Source organism: Magnetococcus sp. PR-3, from assembly GCF_036689865.1.
GTDB lineage: Bacteria > Pseudomonadota > Magnetococcia > Magnetococcales > Magnetococcaceae > Magnetococcus.
This window is the reverse complement of sequence record NZ_JBAHUQ010000027.1, coordinates 70,434-96,435: the sequence shown is the minus strand read 5'-3', so window position 1 is coordinate 96,435 and position 26,002 is coordinate 70,434. Positions and strand designations below refer to the sequence as shown.

Sequence of the window (26,002 nt, the reverse complement as noted above, 5' to 3'; positions counted from 1 at the left end):
AAAAGAGGATATGGCCCTCTTGGCGGGCAGCTTGGCCTGAACAAGAAGAAGCTTTTAGGTATGAGCCCCATAAACCTGGACCTGTTAGGCATCCAACGCATTCAGCATGGTGGCTCACGGCCTAGCTGGCTTTGTCACGCTGCTTAAACTACGACACCCCGGCTACCTTTCTATTGAAACGGTCGCAGGGTTTTGAAGTGGTCGAATCATAGGATCCAGCCCATGGCTAAATCTACTGAATTACCGTGATATGGCAACCATGAACCAGCTCTCTTTGCATCACTATGTCGACAAAAGCATCGGCACAAAGACCTTCTAGATCTTCTAAACAGGGTTGGATCTTGCTCTTTTCGGTCAACCACCATCAACAGTTCCACAACCCTCACCCTCCCTTGATGAAGAGGTATCTTTCGGATCTCTGGCTATTTATCCAAAAATATGCTCAATCACACATTGGGCATGGTGGGTAGCCTGTTGCACTCACACGACCTTACCTGGCTGCCTGATGGACCAACCGTGTCATACTTTTAGTCCTCGATTCTGAACCGTGAATGTACATCTGTTGACGGGCCGTCTGTTCCCCCTATGCAGATCATTCTCGGTTCTATATCACTCATTCTTGTGGCCTCAGCTTGTACATGCCCCCAATGATAAGGGCATGTATCTTTTGTTCTACAAGCTCAAAAATGGGGAGACCACAGGGGGCACTTTCTCTACTTGCTAACGTGGGTTTTATCCATAGATGGCGGAATATCATTCAACAACAGCCCATGAAACATGCCTGCACAATACACTGAATTTTAACACTTATTCCAACTTAACAATAAATTCATTCAAGAGGTCGCTTAAAAACCGATGACGGTACCTACACAACCCCCCTCCATTGCAACTGTTTAGGATAGTTGTAGCGCATCAACCATAAATATCGGGTTCACAGATTTTGGTAAATAACAGATAAAGGAGGCCATAGTGCGAGGCTCGCACAACCGGGAATAACCCCAACCGCTGAAAAGATATTTTTAGAGAGGCCGCGGGGCAGACATGTAAAAGCATATTCATTCTTCATTTAATCCCTCATCCACCACCATAAACTAAAGCCCTAAAAGCTCCTGCTACACTTTGTTGCAATTATGAAAGGTGTAACAAGAAACATATCCCATGTACGAAATCACTTTACTTTAGATACCGATACCTGCAAAACTTTTACTTTATCAGCAAGTAAAGACCAACAAAACCAGACCCCTTAGGGAAGATTAAGCACGTGAGTGCATTGGTTTAAACGGAGATCGCCATGGAACTAGCCTTCTTTTTAACCGTCATGATTGGTACCAGTATTCTGGTGACGGTACGCTTAGTCTCGCGTTATATACCCATTCCAGAGCCTTTACTCTTTCTTATGGTAGGCATTGTTTTTGGAACCAGCGGCATGATCTCAGCCGATAATGAGCTGATGCAGATGCTCTCCATGGTGGCGATCACCCTGGTTATGTTCCATACCGGGCTGGGCGAAGAGAGCATGGGAGAATTTTTCTCTCATGTGATTAAGAACTTTCGGGTAGCCATTGTCGCAGCCATCGGGCCCTGGGTTGGTGCCTTTGTGGCCACCAACCTGTTTTTGGGGTTAAGCTTTCAGGAGGGTATTGTCGCTGGTGCTGTCTTTACGGCAACAGCCCTACCCTTTACCTTGGGCCTGCTGCGCTCTAAAGGGCTTATGAACGCCCCTGCAGCCCGCTCAGCCATTGCAGCGGCCACCACCGATGATGTCCTAGCCTCTCTTATCGGTACCTTTACGGCCATTTTGTTGGCAGCCACCATGGGCAGTGGTGGTGGTGAGGCAGATGTTATGGCGATCTCCATCACCGTGGCCAGTAAAGTGGGTATGGTGCTGCTCTTCTTTGTTTCCATCTATGTGATTTCGTTCCTCATTGATCCACAACCACAACGGGGAGCCTGGATTGATTTTCATCACTTCACCCAGCTCTTTTATGGTAACCGTATCACCTTTTCCTTCATGATCATGATCTTGGCCACCATTATTTTTTATGGTGAGATCATTTTCCATGTGCACTATGCCATCTCTGCTCTCATGGTTGGCATTCTCTTTAAAAAGGATCTGTTCTATAACCCTGAAACGGGTAAAGATGATCCCCAGGCCCCGACCTTTGAAAACTTTGAAGAGACCATGGTTCCACTGGTGCATAACATTGAGCCCTTCTTCTATATCTTCTTAGGGTTACACCTGGATCTCTCCATCATCTCGGCTGACGCTTTAATTGCCGGTGGCTTGATCTTTCTCTGCGTCTCTACCCTACAGTTTGCCTCGGCCTATGGTTCAGGACGCTGGGTGGGCTTAGACCACCCCAACGGCGTACTGTTGGGCTTTAGCATGATGCCCAGAGATGTGCTGGCCTTTGTGGTTCTCTCCATCAATGCAGCCGCACTGCCAGAAGGCTCTATACTGTTTGTTGCCTGTATTGTGGCCATTGCACTACTCAACCTAGCCACAACCATTGGCTTACAGTTTGTGCGCATCAATAAATAATCAATCGCGACTGAGTGAGGGGCCCTTGGCTTGGGCCCCTCACTCCCCCTGCCCCCTTTGTCTTCCAAAACCTAGCTCAACCCAACTGATCCAACTCGCCATCATATCGCTGTAACGTCATACCGTATCTTCTGTGCGTGGGCGAAGTGATCTCCCATCGCCATGATAAGTAGGCTAGGGCTCATGGTATGTGTCTTAACACCCACATAATCATCAGTGTTATGGGTTGCTCTCTACACCTCAATCGGCTCTCCCACTTTTGATCTGATCTACCGCAATCTCAGGATGAGCCAAGCCTATACCAACCAAAGCGTTCATCTATGAGAGTGGATGAATACGGGGTTACTAGGCATGGCTGAACCAACCAGAGATTTGGGCACGTACACTTACTTTTGCCTAGTGGAGAAGGAAGTCATAAACAGGTAAGAGGGAGGTTTCACCTCTCTACCAGGGTAGGAAGGTCTGTTAAACGACGGTTTAAACGATCACTTTATCTTTTTCACATCCGCTTAACACCTCATAGAAAAAGCGGGCATTAACCTTTCGCTAATACCCGCTTTAGGTGTACCCTTTTTTCTCAGGATAGGAAGGTCTGTTAAACGACGGTTTAAACGATCACTTTATCTTTTTCACATCCGCTTAACACCTCATAGAAAAAGCGGGCATTAACCATTCGTTAATACCCGCTTTAATCACTTCAACCTGGATTTTGAGATCATACGCTGTGATCGCCTAGATTTTTTGCAACCCTTTACGGGCCGCAATACTATCTGGAAACCACTGAAGCACCTTCATAAACTCTCTTTGAGCTGGCCGCTTATACCCCAAGCGGAGGTAACTCCACCCCAGGCCCAGCTCTACCCGGCCATCTGTTCGGTTAGGATAAAGCTGTTTCAGCCGTTGAAAAACCCCAAGCGCATGGCGGTAATGCCCTAAGCGTAATAAGCTCCACCCATAGTTGTTATAGGCATGGCTCCCCCAACTGAAAAATGTTTCATCGGTAGGAACTTGGCCAATCCGACTCTGATAAATGCCAATGGCACGCCGATAATCTTTTTTTAGATAAGCCACGGCACCACGCGCCAACTGGGCGCGTAGTCGGTCAGGATCAATGGACAACGCATTGGTAAAGTAACGGTCAGCCTCAGTTAACTTATCCTGGTAAAGGCGAACAAGCCCTGTGCCCAGCAAGGCATCTGCCCGATCACAGTTGCTGCTGTTAATGAGCGTTTGAAAACCCTGCGTTGCCCGATCAAATTTACCCAGATACATCTGGCTCCAAGCAAGAGCACTTTGGTTACCACAACGGCCATACCCATTCTCCACCAACTGGGTCAAATAGCGCTCAGCCAGGTAGAAATACCCAGCCTTAAAACTACTCTGGGCAAAAGCTTGCCATAGATAGGTAAAATCTCCACCTGTTCCTGCCTCTTTAACCATCCAATCTGGCGTTGTGTAAGCTGGGGATTGCTTAATCAGCTCCATTGCGGCTTTTTGCGCCAACTGTTGTTTGCCCAGTTTACTCGCCGCCAAGAATAGCCCATAGCGTGCAGAGAGTGCTTTTTTACTCTTTTTGGCAATACGGGAAAATTGACGGGTCGCTTCAGGCAACTGCCGCTGATACAACAACAACCAAGCAAGTTTGGCGCGTACTTTAGCAGAAGGTTTAATCTGTAAAGATTGTCGGTAAATCTGACTGGCCAGGGTGTACTCCTGACGGGCTGAGACAGCATCGCCTAACGTCTCTAAAATAGGGCCATGGCCACTGAAGTCGTTCTCTCTTTGTAGTGCTTCTTGCAGATGCTTTTGGGCACGATCCCACTTTTTTTCAGCAAGGTAGACCGAACCTAAACCATAATCAGCATCTGAAATAATGCTGGTAATGTACTTTTTTCCATCGGCTTTGATGGTGCCATACCAGTGAACACCATTACGCCAATATAGACCCTGAGCACGCTGACGTTTAAAAGCTGCTTTGGCTTGGCGCATGTTGCCTTTGGTTAAATACCACCACCCCATACCTTGATGTCCGCCCATACTGCGGTCATCCAGCTGCAACATCTTTTGGAACCATCTTTTGGACTGTTTCATCTCACCGCGTTTAAGATGTGTCCAGCCTCTCAGCCCCCAATATTTGGCTTGGTAGGGTTCATGGCGCATTAAAGCCAATACAGTCTTATGGGCCTGTTCATAGTGTTCAGCCTTAAACTGCTTAACCGCGTCCTCAAAGGAGGCCATCTGACTACCCGAGGGGCCATCAACCGTGGCACAACCGCTTAACCCCAACAGGACGACGAGGAGTAATAGAAAACGTTTCACAGCTTACCCCCTTTTTTTGTGACTTTTATTTTTATATCATCAAGTTTTAGTCTCTGATCCAGGTCATTTAATGCCTTAAGCGCCGTACTATTTTCAGGATCCAAGGTTAAGAGATCATCAAACAGGTGTAATGCCGCTTGTTTTTTACCCATGGCATGCAGTATCTGTCCTTGCTCCGTTAATAAAGAGACATTGGTTGGGTGGCGTACCAGTAGACGCTCCGTCACTTTTAACCCCAGCGCCAGTTTGCCCTGCTTACGCAGTGACCATGCCAAACGAACACTCCCAACAATGTTATAATAATCTTTATAAACCAACCGATTACAGATCAGCTCAACCTGCCCAAACTGCTGTTTTGCCATGAGTGGCAAGGTCATACCCAACATCGCCTCGACAGATTCTGGCGCAGCTTCCATCGCGGTTTGATAGTGACGAATACTGTCGGCATACAGCCCAGCCAGATAGTACAGCCACCCTAACCTAAGGTTAACTGTATAGCCTTTAGGGTACTGTTTATGTACCGGTAACATCGCACGGATCGCTGGCCGGTAGGATTGAGTACGGGCATAGTCATAGGACTTATAGTAGGCCTTCCGTACCCAGTCATTTTCACCTGCCCAAACCTGAGTAACCAGCCCCCCCATGAGCACGATCAATCCCCATGTGATGACGTGTTTCATGATGCCCCCTCCTTAGCCTGCACGATTGAAGATTGTGCTTTTAGGCTACGCGACCCCAACATCACCTGCTGAATACCCGAAACAGGATCAATAACAATCTCTACTGGCGTATCGGATCCATCCGCTTGCTGTAGCTGCCCCACAATGTGACCCGGACCTTGCCAGCGTGCTTCATAGCGGGCTGTGTAGGCCGAAGGTCGAACAGCTTTTACCAACATTTTCATCCGCCCCTGCCACCCTGGCTGTGTGGCGGCCATCGGAGGCTGATCCTGCCAAATAAGCTGAGGATAATCGACAAGAGGTACCCGAGGAAGCGCGGCAAAAAGTGTTGCAAGCCAAGGGTCCGACCCTTCTAGCCGATAGAAATAGAACTGGTGGTGATCTTTGGAAAAATAGAGCCGCCCCTGGTCAGATGCCAAAGCACGCTCCCCAAGCTCACTCATCTCCACACGCAGTTCTAATAACTGACGGGGCTGCTTTGCTACCTGTGTTTCAAATATAAAAGATTGATCCAACATAAACGTTGTTGCCCGATCCAGATCCTGGCTAGAGCACAAAGGCTCCACCGTGGCACCCTGTTCAGGCTGATCATTGGCCATAAACTGTCCAGCTTGTTGATAGCCCTGAAAACTAAACGGTAGCGTATCGCAACCCAATGTATCGCCATTTTGCACCTGGATATGGATATGGGGTTGAGGGGAGTAACCACTGTTCCCACAAAGCCCCAGCTGCGTACCCACTTCAACCCACTGCCCCTGTTCCACACACAGAGAATCTTGGGCAAAGTGACAGACCAGAACCCAATACCCCAAGGTGCTATCCAGAACGATTAAATTCCCCCAGTTTTCTGCCTCATTCAACTGGCCCGGCTGGTTATCCGCTACCCCCCCAACAACTTTGACCACTCGCCCACGTATAGGCGCAAAAACAGGTTTACCAAACGCATAATAATCTTGGCAGGAGTCCCCAGCACCACGGAAGGTAGAACCTTTTTTTTCGATCACAAAATCATAGGCATAGCGCAACACACCTTGGTGTGTCCAACCCCCATCAAACCCTTGCCAAACGTGCCACGGACCAGAAAATGGCAACTGTAAGCGGCGCATGTGATCACCATGAAAACGCTGCTTCAAACTAATAAATTCATCCAATGTCTCTTCCGGGGTGGCACGGGGTGAGGCAACCACCAAAGGAAAACCAACCAGACCTAACACATAAAGTAGAGTCAGGGTGACCATGTTGAAGGGCAATGTGAAGGCAGGTAAGCCATAGCGGGCCCAAAACAGGTTCACGGCATCCAATAAAATCACCCCCATGGCGACACCAACAGCTGCCACCAAAAACCCCTTAGGGGCTGGTGCCATAAACACACCGCCCACCGCCATGGCAATAAGGATGAAGTTAAAACTGTTAATATCCATCCAAGCTGCGGCAAGGTTGCCATCCATCATGCCAGACAACAGAGTACCCAGCAGATACCCCAACACACCCAGCAGCAAAAGAATGCGTGAATGCACCACCATGACCAAGGCTATCAGTAGTCCAGCCAGGGGGTTAGGAAGAAACAAAACAGCCCCTAAGGCTGATAAAAAACCTTCTATTAACAACGGCAACCCCAGGACCATCTCTCCCCTTTGGGGTTGTAGGTGGTTCACATAGAGGTTGCTGTAGCCACTTGCAGCCAAATAGGCAATCGAGCTTACCAGCACAAAAGGTAAACTAAGGATCGGCAGTTTAAGGTAGGTTGCCAGAATGCTATTAAGCATGACACTGACCAGCAGTGTGAAAATTCCGGCTGTGACCACAAAAAAGAGAGAGAGTGAGCTTAGCTTGAACAGATAGCCAATAGAGAGCCCAACCAACAAGGGGTTGTAGGTGAAAAAGCCACTGGCCAAAAAAGCTTCTCGCATACCGAGCACACGGGCAAAACCATAGGCTGCCGCGACCGACAATAACCCTGATAACCCCACACTGGGATCGGTCAGAGTTGCCATGAGAATAACCGCCCCAACCCAAGGAGAGCGCAGGAAAAAAATCTCTGCATAGCTGTTTAAAAGAGGGGATAAACCCCATCCGGTTTTCATAGCCGGCTCCCTTAAGCCAACTTCAGATGATCGGGTACACACTCCCGGCGTACCATATCACTAAGATCTTCACCTTCCCGAATAACCTGAGCCTCCCCCTTTTGATCAATCAACACCACCGCAGGTCGGTATTCGATAAATTGCATCCATTGGGTCACATTGTAGGCCCCAACAGGCCCAAATATCAGCCGCATACCCCGCTCCAGAGGGGGCAAGACAGCAGACTCATCCACCACATCAATATTCATACACAAGGGACCGTTAAGCACAGCAGGCTCTCCAACCCCTTGGACTTCCCGATCTAACTCAATACCGTACTGATACCAAGTGGAGGTATAGAGCAGGTTAACCCCAGCATCCATCACATAGGCTCGCCGTCCATCCACCAGCCGTTTGGCAGCATGTACCGTGGAGATCAGCCATCCGGCATCATCAATCAAAGCCCGCCCTGACTCTAAGTAAAGGTGCGGGGTGTGTCCTGGTCGCAACCCTTCTCTCAAGCCTTTACATAGCGCCTCAGCAAACTCTTCTATCTCAGGCACGCTGACATCAGGGGGGAGGAGAGCGCCCTTCAGGCGACTAAGGGATGGAAAACCACCCCCCAGATCCAAATAACCGATTTCCACCCCGATCTCATCAAACAGCGCCCCAGAAAACGCCGCTAACTTCCGGGCCGCTTCACCATAGGCATCGGGTTCAAGAATATAGGTACCAATGTGGCTATGCAGCCCAACCAGTTTAAGCTTACCTGGCACCGATACACGCTTGGCGGCATTGAGTGCCTGACCAGACTCCAGGTTAAAGCCAAATCGACTCCACTGCGGATGAATACCTGCGTTCAAGTTCACACGCAGCGCCACAGGAATTTCTTGGCCCAATTTCTCGGCCACCAGCAAGAGATCATCAATCTCATCAAAATGATCGATGTGGATCTTAGCCCCTTCCTTCGCGGCCCGTTCCAGAGCTACCAGTGATTTATGGGGACCGTTAAAAAGAATATTCTCACCCGCAACCCCAAGGCGCCGTGCCTTTTCGTACTCCATGGGGGAGACCACCTCAGCAAGGGAACCTTCCTGGTGAAAAATGGCGCAGATCGCATCCAGATAATTGGTTTTGTAGGACCAACCAAAAGAGACCTTCGGGTAGTGGTGGGCAAAAGCTGTTCGTGCTTGTTGAATGTTCTCCCGTATGCGCGCTTCACTAAAGACAAACAAAGGAGAACCAAACCTCTCCACCAGTTCATCAATCGGCACCCCTTCAATATCCTTACGTACCTTCCGGCTGTAGTAGGGGGAGAGACCAAACTTATTCATGCGACCATTCTTTAACGGAATAATCTCCGGCTTTTGGTAGGGTTTACGTGCCATGGTTTAAGCCTCACCTAGGGTAATCATACGCTGAAAACGATCCAGATCTCTTACCTGCTCCTGGGTATGCCGGATAAACAGCTTTCCAGCCGCATAATCATGTTGCGGCTGAGGATCTTCCCCCAGTGCCAGACGCACAACCATGGCAGGCAAATTAACCCCCACCCCCGTCGCAAAATAGACCCAGGCTGGAAAACGAGGATTAATTTCAATGACCGCAACCTCATCCTCTTCAACCATACACTCCAGTTCAAAGGGCCCCCGCCAGTTGGTGGATGCCACAAAATCCCGTGCGGCTTGTAACAGGGCTTCATGATGAATAGTAACACCCGTCCAAATTTTACCCAGGTGGGTTGTGGCCATCTTTTTTGCGGCCACCATACCTGGAATATTCCCGTATCCATCCCCAACACCAACCACATTCATCTCCTGCCCCACTGCCATTTTTTGCATGATCACGGGCAACCCACAGTGGGCAGAAACATGCCCAAAAGAGGTCAAAGCATCATCCACGCTGTAGGCAGGAAAAGCCCCATAATAGGTCCCCTTTACCATCACCGGGCCGCCTAGAGCATCAAACCCCTTCATCACATCTTCAGCATGAGAGACATTGATCTGTGCGGGGGCTTTTAGACCGCACGTTTCCATTAAATCTGGAAGCGCGCTTTTTTCACGTACAGATAGCGCTTGAGCATCGGGCAAAAACAGCTTTACCCCTATTTTTTCCAAACGCTTGGCATATTTAATAAAGAAAGGAAGTTCATTGTCCAAGGTGGGAATGATGACATGCAACCCAACACGCTGCTGGATGTAGCTCAGCCGTTCAAGTAACGTCACAGCTGAGGCTGATGGGGAAGGAATAAGATAGGCATGATCCACCAACTCTTCCAAATAGATCCCTGGTTCCATGGCATCGTAGGCCAAACCAGCGACTTGAACGTGGGGCATGACCTCTTTAAGGCTACGGGCAATACCAATACCTGGCCCAGGATTATCGCTGGCGTTAATGCCCGTCACAGCAACCGTGAGTTTATCGGTACTGTTCATATCAGCTTCAACCCGTGTAAAGAGTCCAGAAAGTCTCGAACGTCTCGACGTGCCGTTGTTTCCGTGACCTCATATGTTTCACAAAGGCTTACAACCATCTGTGCCTCATCGTCACCGGCATTGATGGATTTTAACAGGGTGTGAGCAACTTGGTTGATGGTGAAACTCTCACCAGTTTGCGGATCAAATACAAAGCCCTCTTCGTTGATGGCCAAACGGGCCAAACGATCACGATTCATAGTTTTCTTCCCAGGGGTGGTGGGTAAAATCAGCCGCTTAACCTATACCAAAAATGAGCGCCCACTGTTGGAGCAAACTGATGGGTAAAGCTGTATAACATTCTCAACTTGGCTCGGTTGACCGGCTAAAGTAGAACACTGTTATGTCTACATTGCTTGGGTAGAAAAGGAACACACCCTTTTTTTCAGTGTCTATGGTGTTAGGTTATTCTTTATATTTGGTTTAGGTATCAGCACCCGTGCATATGGCTGAGACACTTTGTTATTAGAAACCCTATTCAATACCAACAAGCGGGTTCTTCACAAACGCAAGTGATGCCATAACCGACGGCTTTAGGAGAACCCAATGCTCAACGCTTTCTCCCTACGTATCTGGGTTTTAATCCTGCTTCTTGGTGCCTTGGGTATTTTAGGTAACTACCTTAACTTCCCCATTTTTTTTGGAATTAATTTCATCTTTGGTAGTGTCGTTGCCTTAGTTGCCGTTAAACGTCTAGGGATCATACCAGGTACCCTTGTGGCCGCCATTGCAGGGGGGTTTACATATTTTTTATGGGGCCACCCTTATGCCTGGATTAGCTTTACGATCGAGGTGTGGGTTGTTGGTCTGCTCATGCGTCATCTCCCGCTTTATATGCGCCATATAGCATTGACCGACCTGCTCTACTGGCTCGTTATTGGTGGCCCCTTGGCACTTTATTTTTATGGCCACATCATGGGTCTAGCCCCTGAACAGGCTGAGCTCATTGCGCTAAAGCAGCCCGTTAATGGTGTTTTCAATGCCCTTCTAGCTGCAATTAGTATTTTAATGATTGATTATTATCAAAAACGTATGCGCGCGCCGATTGGCAGCGTTATTTTTAATACCATCTCTATGGGTGTCGTATGTACTGCCATCGCTCTTACGATTATTTTTACTGGCCCCATTAAACAAAATGCTGAGAAAGCATTGAAAGAGGAGTTATTGGCATTGGGGGAAATTGTACGCTTTGCTCCAGATCCTAACGAGGTAGAGCTACCCAACAATATTATACTCAGCCGTACCCGCCACATTCCTGAACACTGGCTTTCCATCCAGGGATCCTTTTATGCCGATATTTCCATGCAAAAAGGGCCACTAATGAAACGCTGGAAACAGGCGGACTATATCGTGGCACTGCCACGGCCTGACAGAGAACCTGATGACAAAGATTTTTACTACTTTCTTCTAAAAACCTCCGCAGCCCCCCTGATCAATCAGTTGCATGATACCTACACCCGTGCCTTTGCTGTATTGGCCATTTTTATTTTTCTCGCCCTGTTCAGCTCTGCTTTGATTAGCCGTTGGCTCGTCAAATTACTTCGGCATCTATCGGATATCAGTGAACATTTACCTCAAACCATTGCTTCGGGGGTGATACCCGACCCTCCAGGCAGTGCTTTGCTTGAACCGGATCAACTCTCACACGCCTTCCGAGATATGGCCAAACGTCTTGCGGATAGTTTTGCTCAAATTTCAGAAGCCAATGAAGGCCTGGAACGCCGGGTGGCCAACCGAACAGCGGAACTACAAGCTGCCAAACATCATGCAGAAGCCGCGAGCCATGCCAAGTCAGAATTCATTTCTGTTGTTAGTCATGAACTTAGAACACCACTTACCTCGATTTTAGGCAGTTTAAAACTGGTACAGGGCGGCATTGCCGGCACCCTCCCTGACAAGGCGTCGGTCTTGGTCGATACGGCAGTACGCAATGGCAACCGTCTCTTGGGCCTCGTGAATGATGTCTTAGATTTTTCAAAAATTGAAGCGGGTAAGATGACCCTCGCCCTGGCGCCCGTCTCTGTCACTCAGTTAATGACCCATACCTATGAAGCCACACACGGCATGGCCCAAGCTAAAGGGCTACAACTGACCCATGATCATTCGAATACACTTTATGTGCAGGCTGACTCTACCCGTATTGAGCAAGTTTTAATTAACCTTGTGGGTAATGCCATTAAATTTACAGATCAAGGTCACATATCTGTATGGGGAAAACCTCGTGAAGATGAGGCACTTTTTTGTGTGGAGGATAGCGGCTGTGGTATTGCAGAAGAAGATATTGAACATATTTTTGATCACTTTACCCAAGTCGACACCTCGACCACCCGTGTGACAGGGGGTACTGGGTTAGGGCTGGCGATCTCCCAACGTTTTGTTGAGTTACATGGGGGAAAAATATGGGTGGAGAGTGAACAGGGTATTGGGACACGCTTCTATTTTACCCTACCGATCTCGAACGAGCCCCCTGATTGACCCGGTCTAATACCCCTCACAGATCCCGCGAAATCCCAGAGATCTTCCACCTCTCTTGTTGAGCATAGATGAGAGATCAACAGGCTGCATGGATCTGTCTATCCATAAACGCCTAGCCGCAGCGAGCCTTGCATCATAGGAAGCTTCACTCAAACCTAAGCCAAAGCTCCCGCTTTAGATCAGACGGTTGCGTAGACTGGAAGTTATGCACTGTTTGATCGAGGTATGATCTGGGCTGGAGAGCACGCGTAGCCGTAGCGCACCCTGCCCACATGCCACAACCGGGTCCCCCTGCTGTACCAGACAAACTTGTCCAGGTACCACCAGAGCGGGTTCAGGCAGTTCCACTTTCTCCGCCCGCCAGATCACAACTTTTTGCTGGTTCTCTAATGTGGTGAAGGCACCGTCAAAGGGTTTAGAACTGGCACGAATAAGGCGAAGAATTTGATCGGCCGACTGCGCCCACTGAATTTGACCATCCTCTGCACGGCGGGGATAACACCGTAAAGCGTGGGTAGGGTCCGTAGACTGCGCTTTAAAAACCGCCTCTCCACGGGCCAACAGATCGGTGGCCTGTGAGAACATATTGGGAATCGTTTGACTTAACCATGCATAGACATCCTCAATATAGAGATCATCATGCATCGGCAAAAACTGTTTGAGAAGGATTGGCCCAGCATCCAACTCAGGCACCATACGATGTATCGTACAGGCGATTTGAGGCTCACCATGCAGAATTGCCCAGTTAGGGCAGGCATTCCCTCGATAACGGGGCAGATCCCCTGCATGTGCGTTGAGCACACCATAGTTAAAGCGCTCTAACAGCGACTCTGTCAGTAAAATCGGCCAATTGACAGAAATACCCACATCTAGCGGGTTCTGTTTCAGCCATGCCTCGACCTCTGCTGTACTTTTGGTACCAACAAAAAAGTGGGCATTAACCGCCTGTGCCAACTGCTCAAATTGATCCAGCCCAAAACGGTAGAACGATTCATCTTTGGCGGTCCATAGTAGATCAATGCTGTGACCTTGAGCATGGATCTTACGGCATGCATCGGCCAGCCATTGGGTACGCCCCAACATCCCCACCCGTAACTTTTTAGGGGTAGGCTTATTCACGGCTCTGCTCCCATTGTTTGGTTAAACCTCCAACCGTGTCAAAACGCGCTGTTTCAGCCTGTTTCATCAATTGCTGTAAAAAGGTAAGTGTACCGGGCTCTGAAGATGTATAAGGCGCAAAGTGTTTGGGGGTTGCCGCGGTGAGGGGCGTGCCACCTAAGCCTTTTTTCATACGGGCATACTGCGCCATATCGTTCATATTTAGTGCCACGTGTACGGGGTGAAAGTTATAGATACGTAATCCTGGTTCTAACGTTTTTGGCAGATCCCAGCCACCTGCAGGGTCAATCGCTTGTAGATCATCTTCCCAACAGTAGGGAAGCCTTATGAGTTGAGCCCCACCCTCAGCATGCAAGGTAACCGGCTGCAAGTTGGGATGATCCCCAAGATAGAGCGAAAGATCGGTATGAATGTGAGCATATTGGGTCATCACCAGTTCAAAGAGTCTACTGGACTGGTAAAGACCATGGGTTCGCATACTGCGTGCTTGGGGCACCAAAGCCATGCAATAGTCCAATACCTGTTCATGGTTATCACCATGACAAGAGCCCGGAAGAAAGTTTGGATGAATGCCGACCTCAAACAGTGGATTGGCCTTGAGTTCATCCAATAATGGGCTTTGATGGGTGGCAAAAAAGGTTGCCGGCACACCATGGGTCACACAGATTTCCATGCACTGTTCTATGGCCCAATCTGGCGCCCAATCAATATCAAAGGTAATCCCTAACACGCCAATGCAACTCCTCGTTAATCAAAAAGAATCTTGACTCTATCTGAACCCATGACATCTCATCAAGGCGTACTGTTTAAAAAGCCCGTTATCCCACCAGTGTGTGGCTAGGCACCATCTCGTGGCATACGATGCATAGCCACTTACCATTACGACGCCCCATTAACACTTCATGCTGGGAGTTCTTATCCAAATGGGGGCAGTTTCAAGCCTAGATAGATCTGTTTTTTTCGTCATACCTGCAAAGAGTCAAACAAACCACAGGGGTTAATAAACCTTGTGCTCACAACTTCTTAGAGTATTCACACTACGGCAACTCATCCAGCTAATCGCATAAAAAGGCAAACGCTATCGATTGCAGGAACAATAAAATGTTTGGCGTTCCAAGGGGGTTTGCTCCATCAAAGCAAGACCGGTGGTACCTGCTGTTTTCCCCCATACCAACGTATAAGGCCAAGCCCGGCAATATCAGACTCACAACCAGTGGCCTTCATGCAGGATCGATTCAGGCTGGAACCGGATAACGGTGTCGTCTGAGATCCTTTTATGGGATCTGGCAGCGCAGCAGAGACTGCTCTTTTAATGTCTCGGAATTTGACCTATTACGGTGTAGAGCTATCCCCCGCCTACCACCGCATAGCCACCAACCGTTTACGCACTCTCTAGATAACAACCGGGCCAGCCCTAAAAGGCTGGCCCGTACAATCCCCCACTATCATTTTACGCGGCCCTTTACATTTCCCCACTGACATTTTACATGCGCCTTTACACCTTTATGTGAAGAACCGCATGAAATGATAAGGGGTGGGGTGGGAGCTGGATGTGGGAAATAGCGGGAAATAACGGGACGTTGTGGGAAATCCGGGGGCTGGAATTATCAAATTGCGCGGAACGGAGAATGTGCCGGAAGTCGCGCTGTGGACCGCGTGAAATGATAGTTGGCGGTCCGTGTGCTGGGCAGGGATGAGCACCAATGTCTCAGCGGCGGGCCAGCTGGATAAGATACGCGTGGGAGCGTTGATAGTCAAACTGATCAAAGTCTCGGGCGCGATAGCGGCCTGTGAGCTGCTTGACCGCTGCCCAGGCGGCCTGGACGTGCTGCCCTTGGGCGGTGGCGGCAGCTTTGACCAGCACCGATAGGGTCTCGCGCTGGGTGGTGGTGATTGGGCGGCGGGCAGCCGCAATGATCTGTGCCGATGTCGGCGTCAGGGCGTGGCATAGCGTGTAGCCAGCACCTGCACTGATCAGCATAAGCATAGAAATGATTAGACGAAACTGGATTATTTTACGGGGAGCATCGACCGCGTGGTCCGCGACCATCTTGCCTAATTTTGACATAGCATAAATCCTATATATTCAGAAAATACAAACATATAAGAGGCATGCAAAAAATATGGTGATTTAGACGGCAAGCTTAATGTTTCGGCGTAAAGGTCTGAAATCTATTATATTATCCGGGGCGTTGTTGGCGCGTTTGGCGTCAACATAATCTTCACAGGCTGCCTGCACAAGTAGGTGTATCTTGCCTGGGGGAACCACCTTGCCCTGCTCACCGAGCAGGGTATCCACGGCCTCTACGGCCTCCATGATCAGCTGGGGCGTTATCTCTGGGTACCCATCAATCATACCCGCCCCTTGCCATTCGCCAGCGTCTGCGTGGCGCATAGGCCCTTTGCCGAGCACCAGCCAATCCAGATTTACCCCGACAGTATCCGCAACCTTGCCGATTGCATCCGCTTTAGGGATGGTGCCACCCAGCCATGCTCGCAAAGTACTCTCGCCTATTTCGCATAGTTTCCCGAGCCTATTAAGGCTTCCGACCTCTGCTGAGAGAGTCTTTATGCGACTGGCTATCGTATCTTCCATCTTCACGCCCTTAACTCTGAAGAGATCCGTTAAAAAAAACACAGAAAGTCAGAGTTTATTAACATCTTGAAAACAAGCGTAAATCGCAACTCTTCCCGCAATTCCGCATACTTTTAAGTCTGAATTCGCAATTTAACCTTTGCTTGATTCGCAAAAGTTTGTAGTATGTGAATCAACACGGGGTAAAAAGTTACCCCCTAGCGATGATAGCGCACCCCGTAAAACACAACAATATCTGGGGTTGCATTTTAATCAGATACAAGTCGGGAGCAGACAGGATTTAGCCATGTCTGGGCTTGATAGAGAAAACGCATTTGTTTTGGCATTGAGAAAAGCTGTTAAGGGTTCTGGCAAGAGTCATACCCAGCTCGTAAGAAGGTTGAATCGTTTGGCTGAAAAAGATGGCGTTAAGCTAGCTGCCGGGCGGGCCAAAGAGTTGAGTGTTGAATCGTTCGGCAAGTGGCTGGACCCCCATGCGATTAACATGCCGCCAGTTAAGGCGCTTCCTTATCTGGCAGAAGCAACCGGCAGCATTGAGATGTTGCGGGTGTTGATGGAGCCGCTGGGCATTGAGCTGATCACCGCTATAGAGGCTGCGGAGATGGGTAAGCTCGAAACCAGAAGGCAGTTAGATAGAGCCAAGGATGATGTTAGCCAACTCGCCAACAGGATAAGAGCGATAGAAGCGAGGGTTAAAAATGATGAATCGGTCGGGAGCAACTGCCACATCACTGTCACGGGTGATCAAGGCAGAACTGATTACACGGGACATTAAACAGGTGGATGTTGCAGAAGATGCTGGCGTGCCGTGTAGCAGGGTGAGTGAGACCATTGCTGGTCGCAAACACAATCAACGGGTCATGCGTCGCCTTGCCGGTCTTCGGGTCGGCATGCGGCACATGGTCTACGGAACAGGGATTTACCGATGGGCTGCATAGCGGATCAGGCAGCCAAGCTGCGCACCCTGGGGGATCTGATCAAAGTACCTCTGGGTGGAGCGAGGATCTTGGAGATCCAGTACATGTGGATCTGTGATGAATGGGAGGCTGGGCAGCCAGTAAATAAACGCAAAGGCTACGTTACCCACTGCGAAGGCTTGGCGTCTCTGGATAAGAAATCGTGGGATACTCTTGGTGAGATTGAGGAGGCGGCTACATCATGCTAGGCCCGTGGACAGCGAAAGATCTGGGCGCAATGGGATTGCCGGGCTACCCGACCTCTGAGCGTGGCATGCTTGGCCGCCTCAAAGCCGACGCAGCTGAAGGCATCAAGCGTCCTGGCCGGGGTGGTGGTTTGGTCTATCCTCTGGCGGAGCTATCCGCCATCGCTCAGATCGCCATCCTGGACCGTCACGCTGAGACCCTTACAGGTGAGGATCTTGAGGGTCTGCCCGATGAGGTCCGCGCCGTTGGCTTGACCCATCTTGCCCGCCGTAAGCAGCCCGCCGCCACGCAGCATATGGCGGGTGAGCAGGGTTTGGTGCGTTACCATCAGGCCACCAAGGCGCAGCAGGCCAAGGCAGACGGCATGGCAGCCATTGTACGGGGCTGGATCGCCTACCGATCCGACAGGCAGGGCAAGATAGCGGATCTCATGCATGACTATATTGCTCTGCTTAAAGAAGGTCTCATACCGCTACCGGAAGAGGCGGTGCAGGCCAAGGTTAAGATCCCCTCTCAACCCACGCTTTACCGGTGGCAGCGCCAATTCCGTGAGAGTGGTCCAGGGGGGCTACTGCCCGAGCATGGCAATGCCAAACGCGGCACCACCAGTCTGACGGCTGATCAGCAGGATTTGGCGGTCTCCATGATGTTGGACCACCCCCGCTGTGGCCCTAAGCGGGTCAGGGAGGCCATGCAGGCAAGGTTTGGCTACACCTCACCCAAGACCACGATTGCCCGCTATATGGAGGCGTGGCGCAAGCAGCACAAATCCCTGGTGCTCTATGTGACCAATCCGGACGCTTGGCGCAGTAATCACATGGTGGCCTTTGGGTCGCTAAGCGAAGAGATCACCGCGCTGAATCAGCGCTGGGAGATGGACAGTACCAAGGCGGATCTTATGCTGGCCGATGGTAAACGGCATGACATCGTCGGGGTGATCGACATCTGGTCGCGGCGCTTAAAACTGCTGGTGACCCGCACCACCCGCAGCACAGCGGTCACAGCGCTGGCTCGGAATGCCATGTTGGACTGGGGCCTGCCCCAGCAGATCAAGACGGATAACGGATCCGACTATGTCTCCAAGCACACAGTAAGGGTGTTTGAGTCCCTTAATATTGAACAGCTGATTTGCACCCCGTTTGCACCCGAACAGAAGCCGCATATCGAACGGGCCTTTTGGACATTTTCACACGGATTGCTTGAGCTATTGCCTGGGTTTGTTGGCCACGACATTACAGATCGTAAGGCCATTGAGAGTCGCAAAACCTTTGCCCAGCGGCTGTTTGGTGGGGATGAGGTGATAGATCTCAGCCATATGAGCGCTGAGGATCTACAGGCCTACTGTGACGAGTGGATAGAAAACCTCTACAACCACGACGTACACAGCGGCATCAAACAGACCCCCAGTGATCGGGTTCTAAGCTGGCCCCATCCGGTGGCGCGTATTAAAGATGAGCGGGCGTTGGATCTATTGCTGGCCCCCGCTCCAGATGGCAACGGAACCCGCCGCGTTGCCAAGAAGGGGCTACGCATCGCCAATTATAATTACGATGCCCCCGCCCTGACCCAGCCCGAGGTCATGGGACAGACGGTACAAGTGAGGATGGATGAGGCCAACATCGGCGTGGTCTATGTCTTTGACGAACGCGGCAAATACATCTGCGTGGCGGAGTGCCCAGAGCTGTTGGGGGTGAGCCGCAAAGAGCGGGCTATGGCGGCCAAACGGCTGCAGGCCAAGATCTACCAGCAGCAGCGGCGAGAGGCCAAGGCACTCACCAAGGAGATGGGTACCGCAGGTATCGCCGCAGAGGTCCTGGCCATGCGCGCCGAGGCCGCCCCCAACATCACCCCTTTGCGGCCAGCGGGCAGCCACACCACCCCGGCCCTTGAGCAGGCCGGGGTGCTGGCCAAGGATCTGGACCGACGCAACGCCCCGCCGCCCCAGCGCACCCAGGCAGATCGGCAGGCCCAGCAGGCCCTGGTTGCGGAGTTAAACGCCCCCAAGCCTGCGGCCCAGGAGACAGCAGACGACCGCTACAAACGGGCCAAGCGCCTGGAGCGGCTGATTGAACAGGGTAAAGGGGTGCCACGCGAACAAGAGACATGGCTGCGTAGCTACCAAAAGACCAATGAGTACAAAGCAACGGATGATATCTACGCATCCTTTGGTTGATTAGATAAGCCCACCACAGAGCTGGGCGATCCATAAAAAACTTGGGAGTTAACAACATGAGTAGTCACGAACAGAAGAGAATGGAGCCCTACCCCACTGCCCCGCTACCTTTGGTTGTGCGCAGCATGCGTGCGGTTCGGCAGTGTCAGGACCGTCGCCCTGGCCAGCCGGGCATGGTGGTGCTCTATGGTCTCTCAGGGCTGGGCAAATCCACCAGCGCCGAGATGATCGCCATTAAAGAGCGCGCCATCTATGTGGAGGCTGGGGAATCCTGGAACAAAAAATTCCTACTCCAGCAGCTGCTCAAGCAGGTTGGTTACACCCTGGACACCATGCCCCGCACCATCCCGGAGATGATGGAATCCTTCTGCACCGCCGTATCCGCTCAGCGGGTACCGGTGATTATTGATGAGATGGATTTCCTGACCAAAAAACAGGGCATGGTTGAGCTGCTGTTAGAGGCCCACCAGAAGATTGCCAACCCCACCATCTTATTGATTGGTGAGGAGAAGTTACGATACAAACTGGCTAAATGGCCCAAGGTCCACAACCGCGTCCGTTATTGGGTTGAGGCGCATAAGATCAACTTGGATGACGTGCAGGACATCATCGCAGCAGACAACAAAGCCCTCAATGCCGAAGAGGAAAACCACCCCGGCATCATTGACTTTGATCCAAAGCTGCTGGAGGCCGTGGGCGCGTTGTGTGAGTGGAACACCCGCCGCATGCGCACCAACATCGACCTCATGCGGGAGGATGCCCAGGCCCGCAACCTAACAGCGTTGGGTCTGGGTGATTACGATCTATCCAAGGTCTACACCGGCAACCCCGACCAAGGCGGGATGATCTGAGATGAAACTCAGCGAACTGAACAAGGCCCAGAGCCTAAAAGGCACGGACCAAGTGTGGGCCATCGTGCGTGGGTTTCGCCGCCTCTCTCAGGAGGATCTGCGCCGCTACTGCAAAGTACCCCAGGCAACCTGGCTGGACTATCTGGGTCGGCTGTTGTTGGGGGGCTATGTGGCACCCGTCGCAGAGCGTGACCCAGTGATCTACGAACTGTTGCGGGATGTCGGTCCTAACACCCCAAACCTTGACGGTGATGGCAGCGAATTTAAAGAGACCAAGCAGGATATCTGCTGGAAGGTGCTGCGCATGAGAGCCCACGTAAGTCCCAAGGAGATGGTGGCGTTTGGGGTCTCCAAGCAGGTGGCCCGGACCTATCTTTACAAGCTGTACAAAGCTGGGCTAATCCAGCGGACGGAAGAGCAAGGCCCGATCTCTTACTACGTGACATCCGAGTATACGTACCTGCCCAAGGCACCCATCATCCGCTGCTCTGATAACGCGGTTATCGACCCCAACCATACCCCGCCCAAGATCTGGAAAGGTGGCGTTGTGATCGAAGGGAGCCGCCCATGAAAAACCGCAACCATCAAGATCCCCTCGCCCGCGCCCAGCAGCACTGGGGGCCATCTATACCGGACTGGGTCAAGGTCTTGGCTCTGGAGGTCCGGGCCAAGGGGCAACGGGTGGTGGCCACCAAGCTGGGCATCACCACCGCACGCATAACCCAGGTGCTGGGTAAGCATAGCCCCAACGGCATGGAGGGGCGGGTGCGCAGCCAGTTGATGGGCATTAAATGCCCCCTTAACAACGGCTGGCCCATCACCGCCCAACAGTGTCAACAGCGCCAGGATCAGGGCTATGTCACCTCCAATCCAATCACCATTAAAGAGAGCATGACCTGTCAGTCATGCCAAAACAACGGGAGCAACAGCAATGGCTAAGCAAGAGGTCCTCTCCACGGGGGTCACCGTTAAACAGGGCAAGTCCACCCTGACCATCACCAAGGATCAGGCCAAACAGGTCAAGCAACTGCTGGAGGCCAAGCGCGTCGCAGATCAGGCCAAGCTGGATCTGGACGACGCCAAACAGCAGCTGGAGGCGACCTTCGGTGGACAGCTGGCGGTGGGCAAGCCCATCACCATCACCATGAAGGCTCAGGGGCGGGTGCAGCTGAAACTGGCGGAGGAGGTCAAACTGCCCAGACAGCGCAAACCCAGCGATGAGGAGCCCCAAGGCTACAACCCCCGGCTTGAGCTGATCGCCGTACTTGGCCAGGATCTCTTTCCCAAGATGGTGGAGACCAAGCAGAGCACCGACTACAAGCCCAGCAAGGATCTGCTTAAGATCGCCTTCGGTCACGACGCCCCGCCCAAAGGGGTCAAGGTCGCCGATCTGCAAAAACATCTGGTGCTGAGCCGTACCGTCAGCATCACTCCCCAACCCTGTAAGGAGGTTTAACCATGTTCAAAGCATTAACCGGACTCGTCAAGTTCGCCACCACCAATCCCATGGGCAAGGCCATCGCCAAGCGAGTCACCGCCGCGGCCATGGAGTACGCCGGTGATGAGATCCTAGAGCACATCACCCGCCGGGTACCCAACAAAAGCAAGGCCATCACCATGGTTACCAACGCGGTACTGGCCAACGAGGAGACCCGAAACAACCCGGCCCCAGCTCCTGGCGGATCGCTGGGACGTGTACAGATCGCAGCCGACATGATCGCTGGTTGCAGCATTGCTGTGCAGCACCCTGACGACCAGCGCCGCTGGCTTAAGATGCTGATCGGCGAATCCATGACCGCCCTGGAGGAGCTGGGCGACTAAACACTGCGCCAACAAGCCACCCCCTGCCAGGGGTGGGCGCAGCGGACGGCTGGAGCAACGGATCTCCTCCCTTGATCCGCCAGCTAGGACTCAAGACAGGGCGCGTCATGGACCGCGACCCACGGCCCGCCCTGTCTCTTTTTAATGATTTTACGCATAGAGACAGGCGGGATTTACCCCGCCCTAAAAACCTAACGGAGTATCGACATGGCTCGAAAAGTCTACGTCGCCTCATCCTGGCGCAACACCTTACAGCCTGGGGTGGTGGCATCCATCCGCAACGCTGGCCATGAGGTGTTTGATTTCCGCAACCCGCACGATGGCAAGCCCGGCTTTCAATGGTCGCATGCGGATCCAAATTGGCAGGCTCTGCAACCCTACCAATATCAAACACTGCTCCAGCACCCTGCCGCAGTGCAGGGGTTGCAGCGGGATCTGGAGGGCATGCGCTGGGCGGATTGCTGCGTCCTGGTCCTGCCCTGTGAACGCTCAGCCCACACAGAGCTGGGGTGGTTTATAGCCCAAAACAAGCCGGTGGCGGTACTGCTGGATGAATCCGAACCGGAGCTGATGTATGGGCTCTGTGATCGACTCTGCCACACCAGCGAACATCTGATTTCTTGGCTGGGAGAGTTCTCATGACCCCCGCCCAAGCCCAAACCCTAGAACCCGGTCAACGGGTCACCATCCGTGACCGCAACGGCAACACCCTGCGCGGCAAATATATGCATGCCAATGGCCACTATTTGATGGTCCTGCTTGATGGTCAGCCTATGGCCATCCACTACACCCCCGACATGGTGGAGCTGGATCATGACCAAGACTGACTGGGAAAGATTCGAAAAGGCCATTGATAGTCTCTTTGGCCAGGAGCACCTGCTTTGTGACGGCTATGTGGTAACGGTAGGTACCGTGCGCCACAAGAATAGCATTGTCTGGGATGTGTATGTCGATGGTGAGTTCCGTGGCGAATGGGTGCTGCAAGAAAACAAGGGTGCGGACATCCCTAGACGCTTTCTTCCTTTGCGTAAAAAAGGAGGCACGACCGAAAAAGAGAAAAAACGGCTCATCCGCATCATTGGCAAGGGCGAAGCAGACCGGCTGGGATTGCTCAAAGGCCCTTTCACCATGCGGCATGTTTACCACAACACCCCAAAGGCCCTGATCCGCCATCTACGTAAACACAACCAACAGATCCACTGGCTCTGTCAACACAACCAACCTTAAGGAGAAGCACCATGGAGAAGTATGACGCTTACGTTTTGGATCAACCCGTCAAGATGATTTTGGAAGACGGCACCCGCATCCCCGGCACGGTGGTGGGCATTCATTTTACCGAAGAGAAGGTGCGTCACGACGTACAGGTCCAGTTTGCAGGGGGCGTGCTTAGCACCCTGCACAACATCGACAGCGCCCTGGTCCACCTGGATGACGCCATCGCTTAAACCCATCCGGCCCGGCCCCTATGGGGCTGGGCCAAAGGAGGCTCTTATGAACGACTGGCACACCCTCAACAAACGCGCCCGCGCCATCGTCAAGGAGCTGGCCATGCGCGACGACCAGCGCCGCGCCCACTGCCAGGCGCTGGCCGGGCAAGGCACCTACAAGGGGCTAACGGTGGAGCAGATGCAGGCCATTGTGGAGGATCTTCAGCGCGACCTGGAGGCGCGGATCTCCACGGGCACCGGCCACAGCACCCCCCGCCGCCCCCCGGAGCCCGACCCTAAAAAGGAGCCTGGGCGGGCTGAGCGCTACCGCTTTATCAGCGGCTGTTTAAAGGAGCTGGGCAAGACCAAAGCCTACGCCGACGCCACCGCCAAGCAGCTCTTTTACCGGCAGCAAAAAAATGTGGTGGTCAGGATTGAAAGCCTCACCCTGGCCCAAACCCAAAAACTGGCGGTCGCCCTGGGCAAGCAGCGCGACCGCCAGCGCCAACAAAACCAATAACCAAATCACGGGAGCACGATCATGAGTGAGAAATCAGTAAACCCATTTGAAAACACCCCCGCAGAAACAGTCGCCGCCATGAAAGGCATACAGCTGGATGAGCTGCATATGGGCATACAGAACGAGAACGACGAGACCATCTTTGGCGTGGCCTTTTTTACCGGCCCCAATAGTCAGCGTTACCTGGACGTCCTGGATCAGCTGAAGGCAGAGATTGAAGAGACGCCTATCGATAACGTGACCATCGCTTTGAAGGAAAGCCCATGACCACCACCCCCCAAACCGAGGACACCACCAACACCCAAGGCATTGCCGGTGAGGTGCTGATCCAATACCTCGACCGCATTGAACGCCTGGAGGAGGAGAAATCCGGCATCGCTGAGGGTATCCGCGACGTCTACGCCGAGGCTAAGGGCAACGGCTTTGACGCCAAGGTGATCCGGGAGCTGGTCAAGCTGCGCAAGCTGGATCGGCACGAGCTGGATGAAAAGGAGATGCTGCTGCACCTCTACCGCCAAGCCATTGGGATGGGCTGACCATGACTACCAAACAGAGTCTATATGGATGGGTATCCATCGCCCTGTTTGTGCTGGGAATGTGGTGGGCCTCTGACCGACATCATGATAGCACCGACTATCCAGGCCAACGCAGTGGTATGGAGATCTATGTCGATGCGCTCACCGGTTGCCACTACCTAACAACAGCCCGTGGCGGTTTAACCCCACGCGTGGATCAGCAGGGCCACAACATCTGTGTGGAGGAATGACCATGGCCACCCCCCTCAAAGGTTGGGATCAGTTTTCCCCGGCTCTGTCGGCGGCGCTGGCTCTGATTGGCGTCCGGACCGTGGAGGATCTTGCGGGGCTGCCAGCGGATCAAGCGAGCCGCCTGGGTCGCAACGCCGGGTGGTTGGTGGGGTTTGCCCAGCGCTGGTTGCAGCAGAGCCAATCCTTGCGCCCCATCCATCCCGAGCCAGGGCTACGGTTGGTGGTGGAGATTGAGGCCATGCGAGAGCTGATCTGCGAGGCCAAGGAGCGCCACCCCCGCACCGCCCCCTTGGATGGTGCCCTGGCCGCCCTGGCCTGGGTGGTGGGGGATCGGGATAACATCAACGGAGTGACATCATGACCACCCAGATCCACACCCTGCTGGAGGCCCTGGACAGCTACGCCGCTGCCCTGGAGGCTGCCCGAGCTAGCCGCAGCAGCAAAGCGGCTAAACAGGCAGCAGCGGAGGTCTGGGAGAATCTCCTGGTCATCCGCCCCCAGATCAACCTTAGCCATCAGCTCATCATCCCCAGAGAGCGTGTTGACGCCATGGCCACCGCCCTGGGCGAGGCGTGGTTTGAGGAAGATGGCGAGACCGGGCATAAAATCGAAGGGGCTCAATCGGCCCTTCAGTGGCTGCTTGGCAGTCGTTCGGATATCGAAGGAATTAAGGCATGAACAATCACACCCCACTACACACCGCGCTGGATCGTGCTCACACCCTGATCCTGGCGGTTAAATGCTGGCAGTCCATCCCCAGCGCCGCCAATTCAACCGCACTCACGGAGGCCATGAATAACCTGTTTCAAGCCCTTGATGAGGCCGGTGATACAGAAGACTACATCATCCGTGAACGGGCGGAGCTGCAAGAGTTGACCATCATCCTGGATAACAAAATGGAAGGGTGTATCAGGCCTTACATGTCTGGCTGCCGTGCAACCATCGGCGGCCTGCTGGGCGATGCCAATATGGATGAGATGATCGCCATCATCGATCCACCGAGGTCCTAGCC

31 protein-coding genes are annotated in these 26,002 nt (G+C 52.3%); 21 read left to right on the top strand and 10 right to left on the bottom strand.

Going from position 1 to position 26,002, the window contains the following annotated elements; all coding sequences use genetic code 11:
• The first annotated feature begins 1,291 nt into the window (after window positions 1-1,291).
• On the top strand, window positions 1,292-2,542 hold the full coding sequence (locus V5T57_RS14700; protein WP_332891995.1) for a cation:proton antiporter: 1,251 nt from the start codon (window positions 1,292-1,294) through the stop codon (window positions 2,540-2,542).
• Window positions 2,543-3,274: 732 nt separating this feature from the next.
• Here the strand turns inward: V5T57_RS14700 and V5T57_RS14695 are convergent.
• The 6 genes from V5T57_RS14695 to V5T57_RS14670 are packed head-to-tail and all read right to left on the bottom strand — an operon-like array spanning window position 3,275 to window position 10,278.
• A complete protein-coding gene (locus V5T57_RS14695) occupies window positions 3,275-4,861 on the bottom strand; it encodes a tetratricopeptide repeat protein (protein WP_332891994.1) in 1,587 nt (528 codons plus the stop codon).
• Complete coding sequence (locus V5T57_RS14690; RefSeq protein ID WP_332891993.1) at window positions 4,858-5,541, bottom strand: tetratricopeptide repeat protein; 684 nt, start codon at window positions 5,539-5,541, stop codon at window positions 4,858-4,860. Before V5T57_RS14690 ends, V5T57_RS14695 begins: the two co-directional genes overlap by 4 nt.
• Complete coding sequence (locus V5T57_RS14685) at window positions 5,538-7,625, bottom strand: urea transporter (protein WP_332891992.1); 2,088 nt, start codon at window positions 7,623-7,625, stop codon at window positions 5,538-5,540. Before V5T57_RS14685 ends, V5T57_RS14690 begins: the two co-directional genes overlap by 4 nt.
• Before the next feature lie 11 nt (window positions 7,626-7,636).
• Window positions 7,637-8,992 carry an alanine racemase gene (locus V5T57_RS14680; protein WP_332891991.1) on the bottom strand — a complete coding sequence of 452 codons (1,356 nt, stop codon included), beginning with the start codon at window positions 8,990-8,992 and terminating at the stop codon, window positions 7,637-7,639.
• 3 nt (window positions 8,993-8,995) lie between these two features.
• Window positions 8,996-10,039: an ATP-grasp domain-containing protein gene (locus V5T57_RS14675; protein WP_332891990.1), complete on the bottom strand. Its 1,044-nt coding sequence runs from the start codon at window positions 10,037-10,039 to the stop codon at window positions 8,996-8,998.
• Entirely contained in the window at window positions 10,036-10,278 is a 243-nt protein-coding gene (locus V5T57_RS14670) for a PqqD family protein (RefSeq protein ID WP_332891989.1), read from the bottom strand. Before V5T57_RS14670 ends, V5T57_RS14675 begins: the two co-directional genes overlap by 4 nt.
• Window positions 10,279-10,624: 346 nt before the next feature.
• Here V5T57_RS14670 and V5T57_RS14665 point away from each other — a divergent pair, with 346 nt between their 5' ends.
• The gene (locus V5T57_RS14665; RefSeq protein WP_332891988.1) at window positions 10,625-12,553 is read left to right on the top strand and encodes a sensor histidine kinase; all 1,929 of its coding nucleotides are present in this window, start codon (window positions 10,625-10,627) and stop codon (window positions 12,551-12,553) included.
• A 174-nt stretch (window positions 12,554-12,727) separates the two neighbouring features.
• Here the strand turns inward: V5T57_RS14665 and V5T57_RS14660 are convergent, their stop codons facing one another.
• The 4 genes from V5T57_RS14660 to V5T57_RS14645 all read right to left on the bottom strand — a co-directional run bounded on the left by V5T57_RS14660 (window position 12,728) and on the right by V5T57_RS14645 (window position 16,268).
• Entirely contained in the window at window positions 12,728-13,672 is a 945-nt protein-coding gene (locus tag V5T57_RS14660; protein WP_332891987.1) for a methionyl-tRNA formyltransferase, read from the bottom strand.
• A complete protein-coding gene (locus V5T57_RS14655; RefSeq protein WP_332891986.1) occupies window positions 13,665-14,402 on the bottom strand; it encodes a polysaccharide deacetylase WbmS family protein in 738 nt (245 codons plus the stop codon). The genes V5T57_RS14660 and V5T57_RS14655 overlap by 8 nt, the downstream gene beginning before the upstream one ends.
• A gap of 978 nt (window positions 14,403-15,380) precedes the next feature.
• Window positions 15,381-15,740 carry a hypothetical protein gene (locus tag V5T57_RS14650; RefSeq protein WP_332891985.1) on the bottom strand — a complete coding sequence of 120 codons (360 nt, stop codon included), beginning with the start codon at window positions 15,738-15,740 and terminating at the stop codon, window positions 15,381-15,383.
• 63 nt (window positions 15,741-15,803) lie between these two features.
• Window positions 15,804-16,268, bottom strand: coding sequence for a helix-turn-helix domain-containing protein (locus V5T57_RS14645; RefSeq protein WP_332891984.1), 465 nt, complete (start codon window positions 16,266-16,268; stop codon window positions 15,804-15,806).
• A gap of 286 nt (window positions 16,269-16,554) precedes the next feature.
• Here V5T57_RS14645 and V5T57_RS14640 point away from each other — a divergent pair, with 286 nt between their 5' ends.
• The 19 genes from V5T57_RS14640 (at window position 16,555) to V5T57_RS14550 (ending at window position 26,000) form a co-directional block, all read left to right on the top strand.
• Complete coding sequence (locus V5T57_RS14640; RefSeq protein WP_332891983.1) at window positions 16,555-17,043, top strand: hypothetical protein; 489 nt, start codon at window positions 16,555-16,557, stop codon at window positions 17,041-17,043.
• 150 nt (window positions 17,044-17,193) lie between these two features.
• Entirely contained in the window at window positions 17,194-17,433 is a 240-nt protein-coding gene (locus tag V5T57_RS14635; RefSeq protein ID WP_332891982.1) for a hypothetical protein, read from the top strand.
• Window positions 17,427-19,604, top strand: a complete 2,178-nt coding sequence (locus V5T57_RS14630) for a Mu transposase C-terminal domain-containing protein (protein WP_332891981.1) — start codon at window positions 17,427-17,429, stop codon at window positions 19,602-19,604. The genes V5T57_RS14635 and V5T57_RS14630 overlap by 7 nt, the downstream gene beginning before the upstream one ends.
• 56 nt (window positions 19,605-19,660) lie before the next feature.
• The gene (locus V5T57_RS14625) at window positions 19,661-20,455 is read left to right on the top strand and encodes an AAA family ATPase (protein ID WP_332891980.1); all 795 of its coding nucleotides are present in this window, start codon (window positions 19,661-19,663) and stop codon (window positions 20,453-20,455) included.
• Window position 20,456: 1 nt separating this feature from the next.
• On the top strand, window positions 20,457-21,026 hold the full coding sequence (locus V5T57_RS14620; RefSeq protein WP_332891979.1) for a hypothetical protein: 570 nt from the start codon (window positions 20,457-20,459) through the stop codon (window positions 21,024-21,026).
• A complete protein-coding gene (locus V5T57_RS14615) occupies window positions 21,023-21,394 on the top strand; it encodes a hypothetical protein (RefSeq protein WP_332891978.1) in 372 nt (123 codons plus the stop codon). Before V5T57_RS14620 ends, V5T57_RS14615 begins: the two co-directional genes overlap by 4 nt.
• A complete protein-coding gene (locus V5T57_RS14610; protein ID WP_332891977.1) occupies window positions 21,387-21,911 on the top strand; it encodes a hypothetical protein in 525 nt (174 codons plus the stop codon). Before V5T57_RS14615 ends, V5T57_RS14610 begins: the two co-directional genes overlap by 8 nt.
• A gap of 2 nt (window positions 21,912-21,913) precedes the next feature.
• A complete protein-coding gene (locus tag V5T57_RS14605; RefSeq protein ID WP_332891976.1) occupies window positions 21,914-22,276 on the top strand; it encodes a hypothetical protein in 363 nt (120 codons plus the stop codon).
• Window positions 22,277-22,483: 207 nt separating this feature from the next.
• The gene (locus V5T57_RS14600) at window positions 22,484-22,918 is read left to right on the top strand and encodes a hypothetical protein (protein ID WP_332891975.1); all 435 of its coding nucleotides are present in this window, start codon (window positions 22,484-22,486) and stop codon (window positions 22,916-22,918) included.
• Window positions 22,915-23,103, top strand: a complete 189-nt coding sequence (locus V5T57_RS14595) for a hypothetical protein (RefSeq protein ID WP_332891974.1) — start codon at window positions 22,915-22,917, stop codon at window positions 23,101-23,103. The genes V5T57_RS14600 and V5T57_RS14595 overlap by 4 nt, the downstream gene beginning before the upstream one ends.
• Window positions 23,090-23,503, top strand: coding sequence for a hypothetical protein (locus V5T57_RS14590; RefSeq protein ID WP_332891973.1), 414 nt, complete (start codon window positions 23,090-23,092; stop codon window positions 23,501-23,503). Before V5T57_RS14595 ends, V5T57_RS14590 begins: the two co-directional genes overlap by 14 nt.
• Before the next feature lie 11 nt (window positions 23,504-23,514).
• Entirely contained in the window at window positions 23,515-23,721 is a 207-nt protein-coding gene (locus V5T57_RS14585; protein WP_332891972.1) for a hypothetical protein, read from the top strand.
• A gap of 46 nt (window positions 23,722-23,767) precedes the next feature.
• Complete coding sequence (locus V5T57_RS14580) at window positions 23,768-24,223, top strand: phage protein GemA/Gp16 family protein (RefSeq protein ID WP_332891971.1); 456 nt, start codon at window positions 23,768-23,770, stop codon at window positions 24,221-24,223.
• A 21-nt stretch (window positions 24,224-24,244) separates the two neighbouring features.
• The gene (locus V5T57_RS14575; RefSeq protein ID WP_332891970.1) at window positions 24,245-24,490 is read left to right on the top strand and encodes a hypothetical protein; all 246 of its coding nucleotides are present in this window, start codon (window positions 24,245-24,247) and stop codon (window positions 24,488-24,490) included.
• On the top strand, window positions 24,487-24,759 hold the full coding sequence (locus tag V5T57_RS14570; RefSeq protein ID WP_332891969.1) for a DUF2312 domain-containing protein: 273 nt from the start codon (window positions 24,487-24,489) through the stop codon (window positions 24,757-24,759). The genes V5T57_RS14575 and V5T57_RS14570 overlap by 4 nt, the downstream gene beginning before the upstream one ends.
• A 2-nt stretch (window positions 24,760-24,761) precedes the next feature.
• Window positions 24,762-24,989, top strand: a complete 228-nt coding sequence (locus V5T57_RS14565) for a DUF6440 family protein (RefSeq protein WP_332891968.1) — start codon at window positions 24,762-24,764, stop codon at window positions 24,987-24,989.
• A gap of 2 nt (window positions 24,990-24,991) precedes the next feature.
• Window positions 24,992-25,351: a hypothetical protein gene (locus V5T57_RS14560; RefSeq protein WP_332891967.1), complete on the top strand. Its 360-nt coding sequence runs from the start codon at window positions 24,992-24,994 to the stop codon at window positions 25,349-25,351.
• A complete protein-coding gene (locus V5T57_RS14555; RefSeq protein WP_332891966.1) occupies window positions 25,348-25,668 on the top strand; it encodes a hypothetical protein in 321 nt (106 codons plus the stop codon). Before V5T57_RS14560 ends, V5T57_RS14555 begins: the two co-directional genes overlap by 4 nt.
• The gene (locus V5T57_RS14550) at window positions 25,665-26,000 is read left to right on the top strand and encodes a hypothetical protein (RefSeq protein WP_332891965.1); all 336 of its coding nucleotides are present in this window, start codon (window positions 25,665-25,667) and stop codon (window positions 25,998-26,000) included. Before V5T57_RS14555 ends, V5T57_RS14550 begins: the two co-directional genes overlap by 4 nt.
• Window positions 26,001-26,002: the final 2 nt, after the last annotated feature.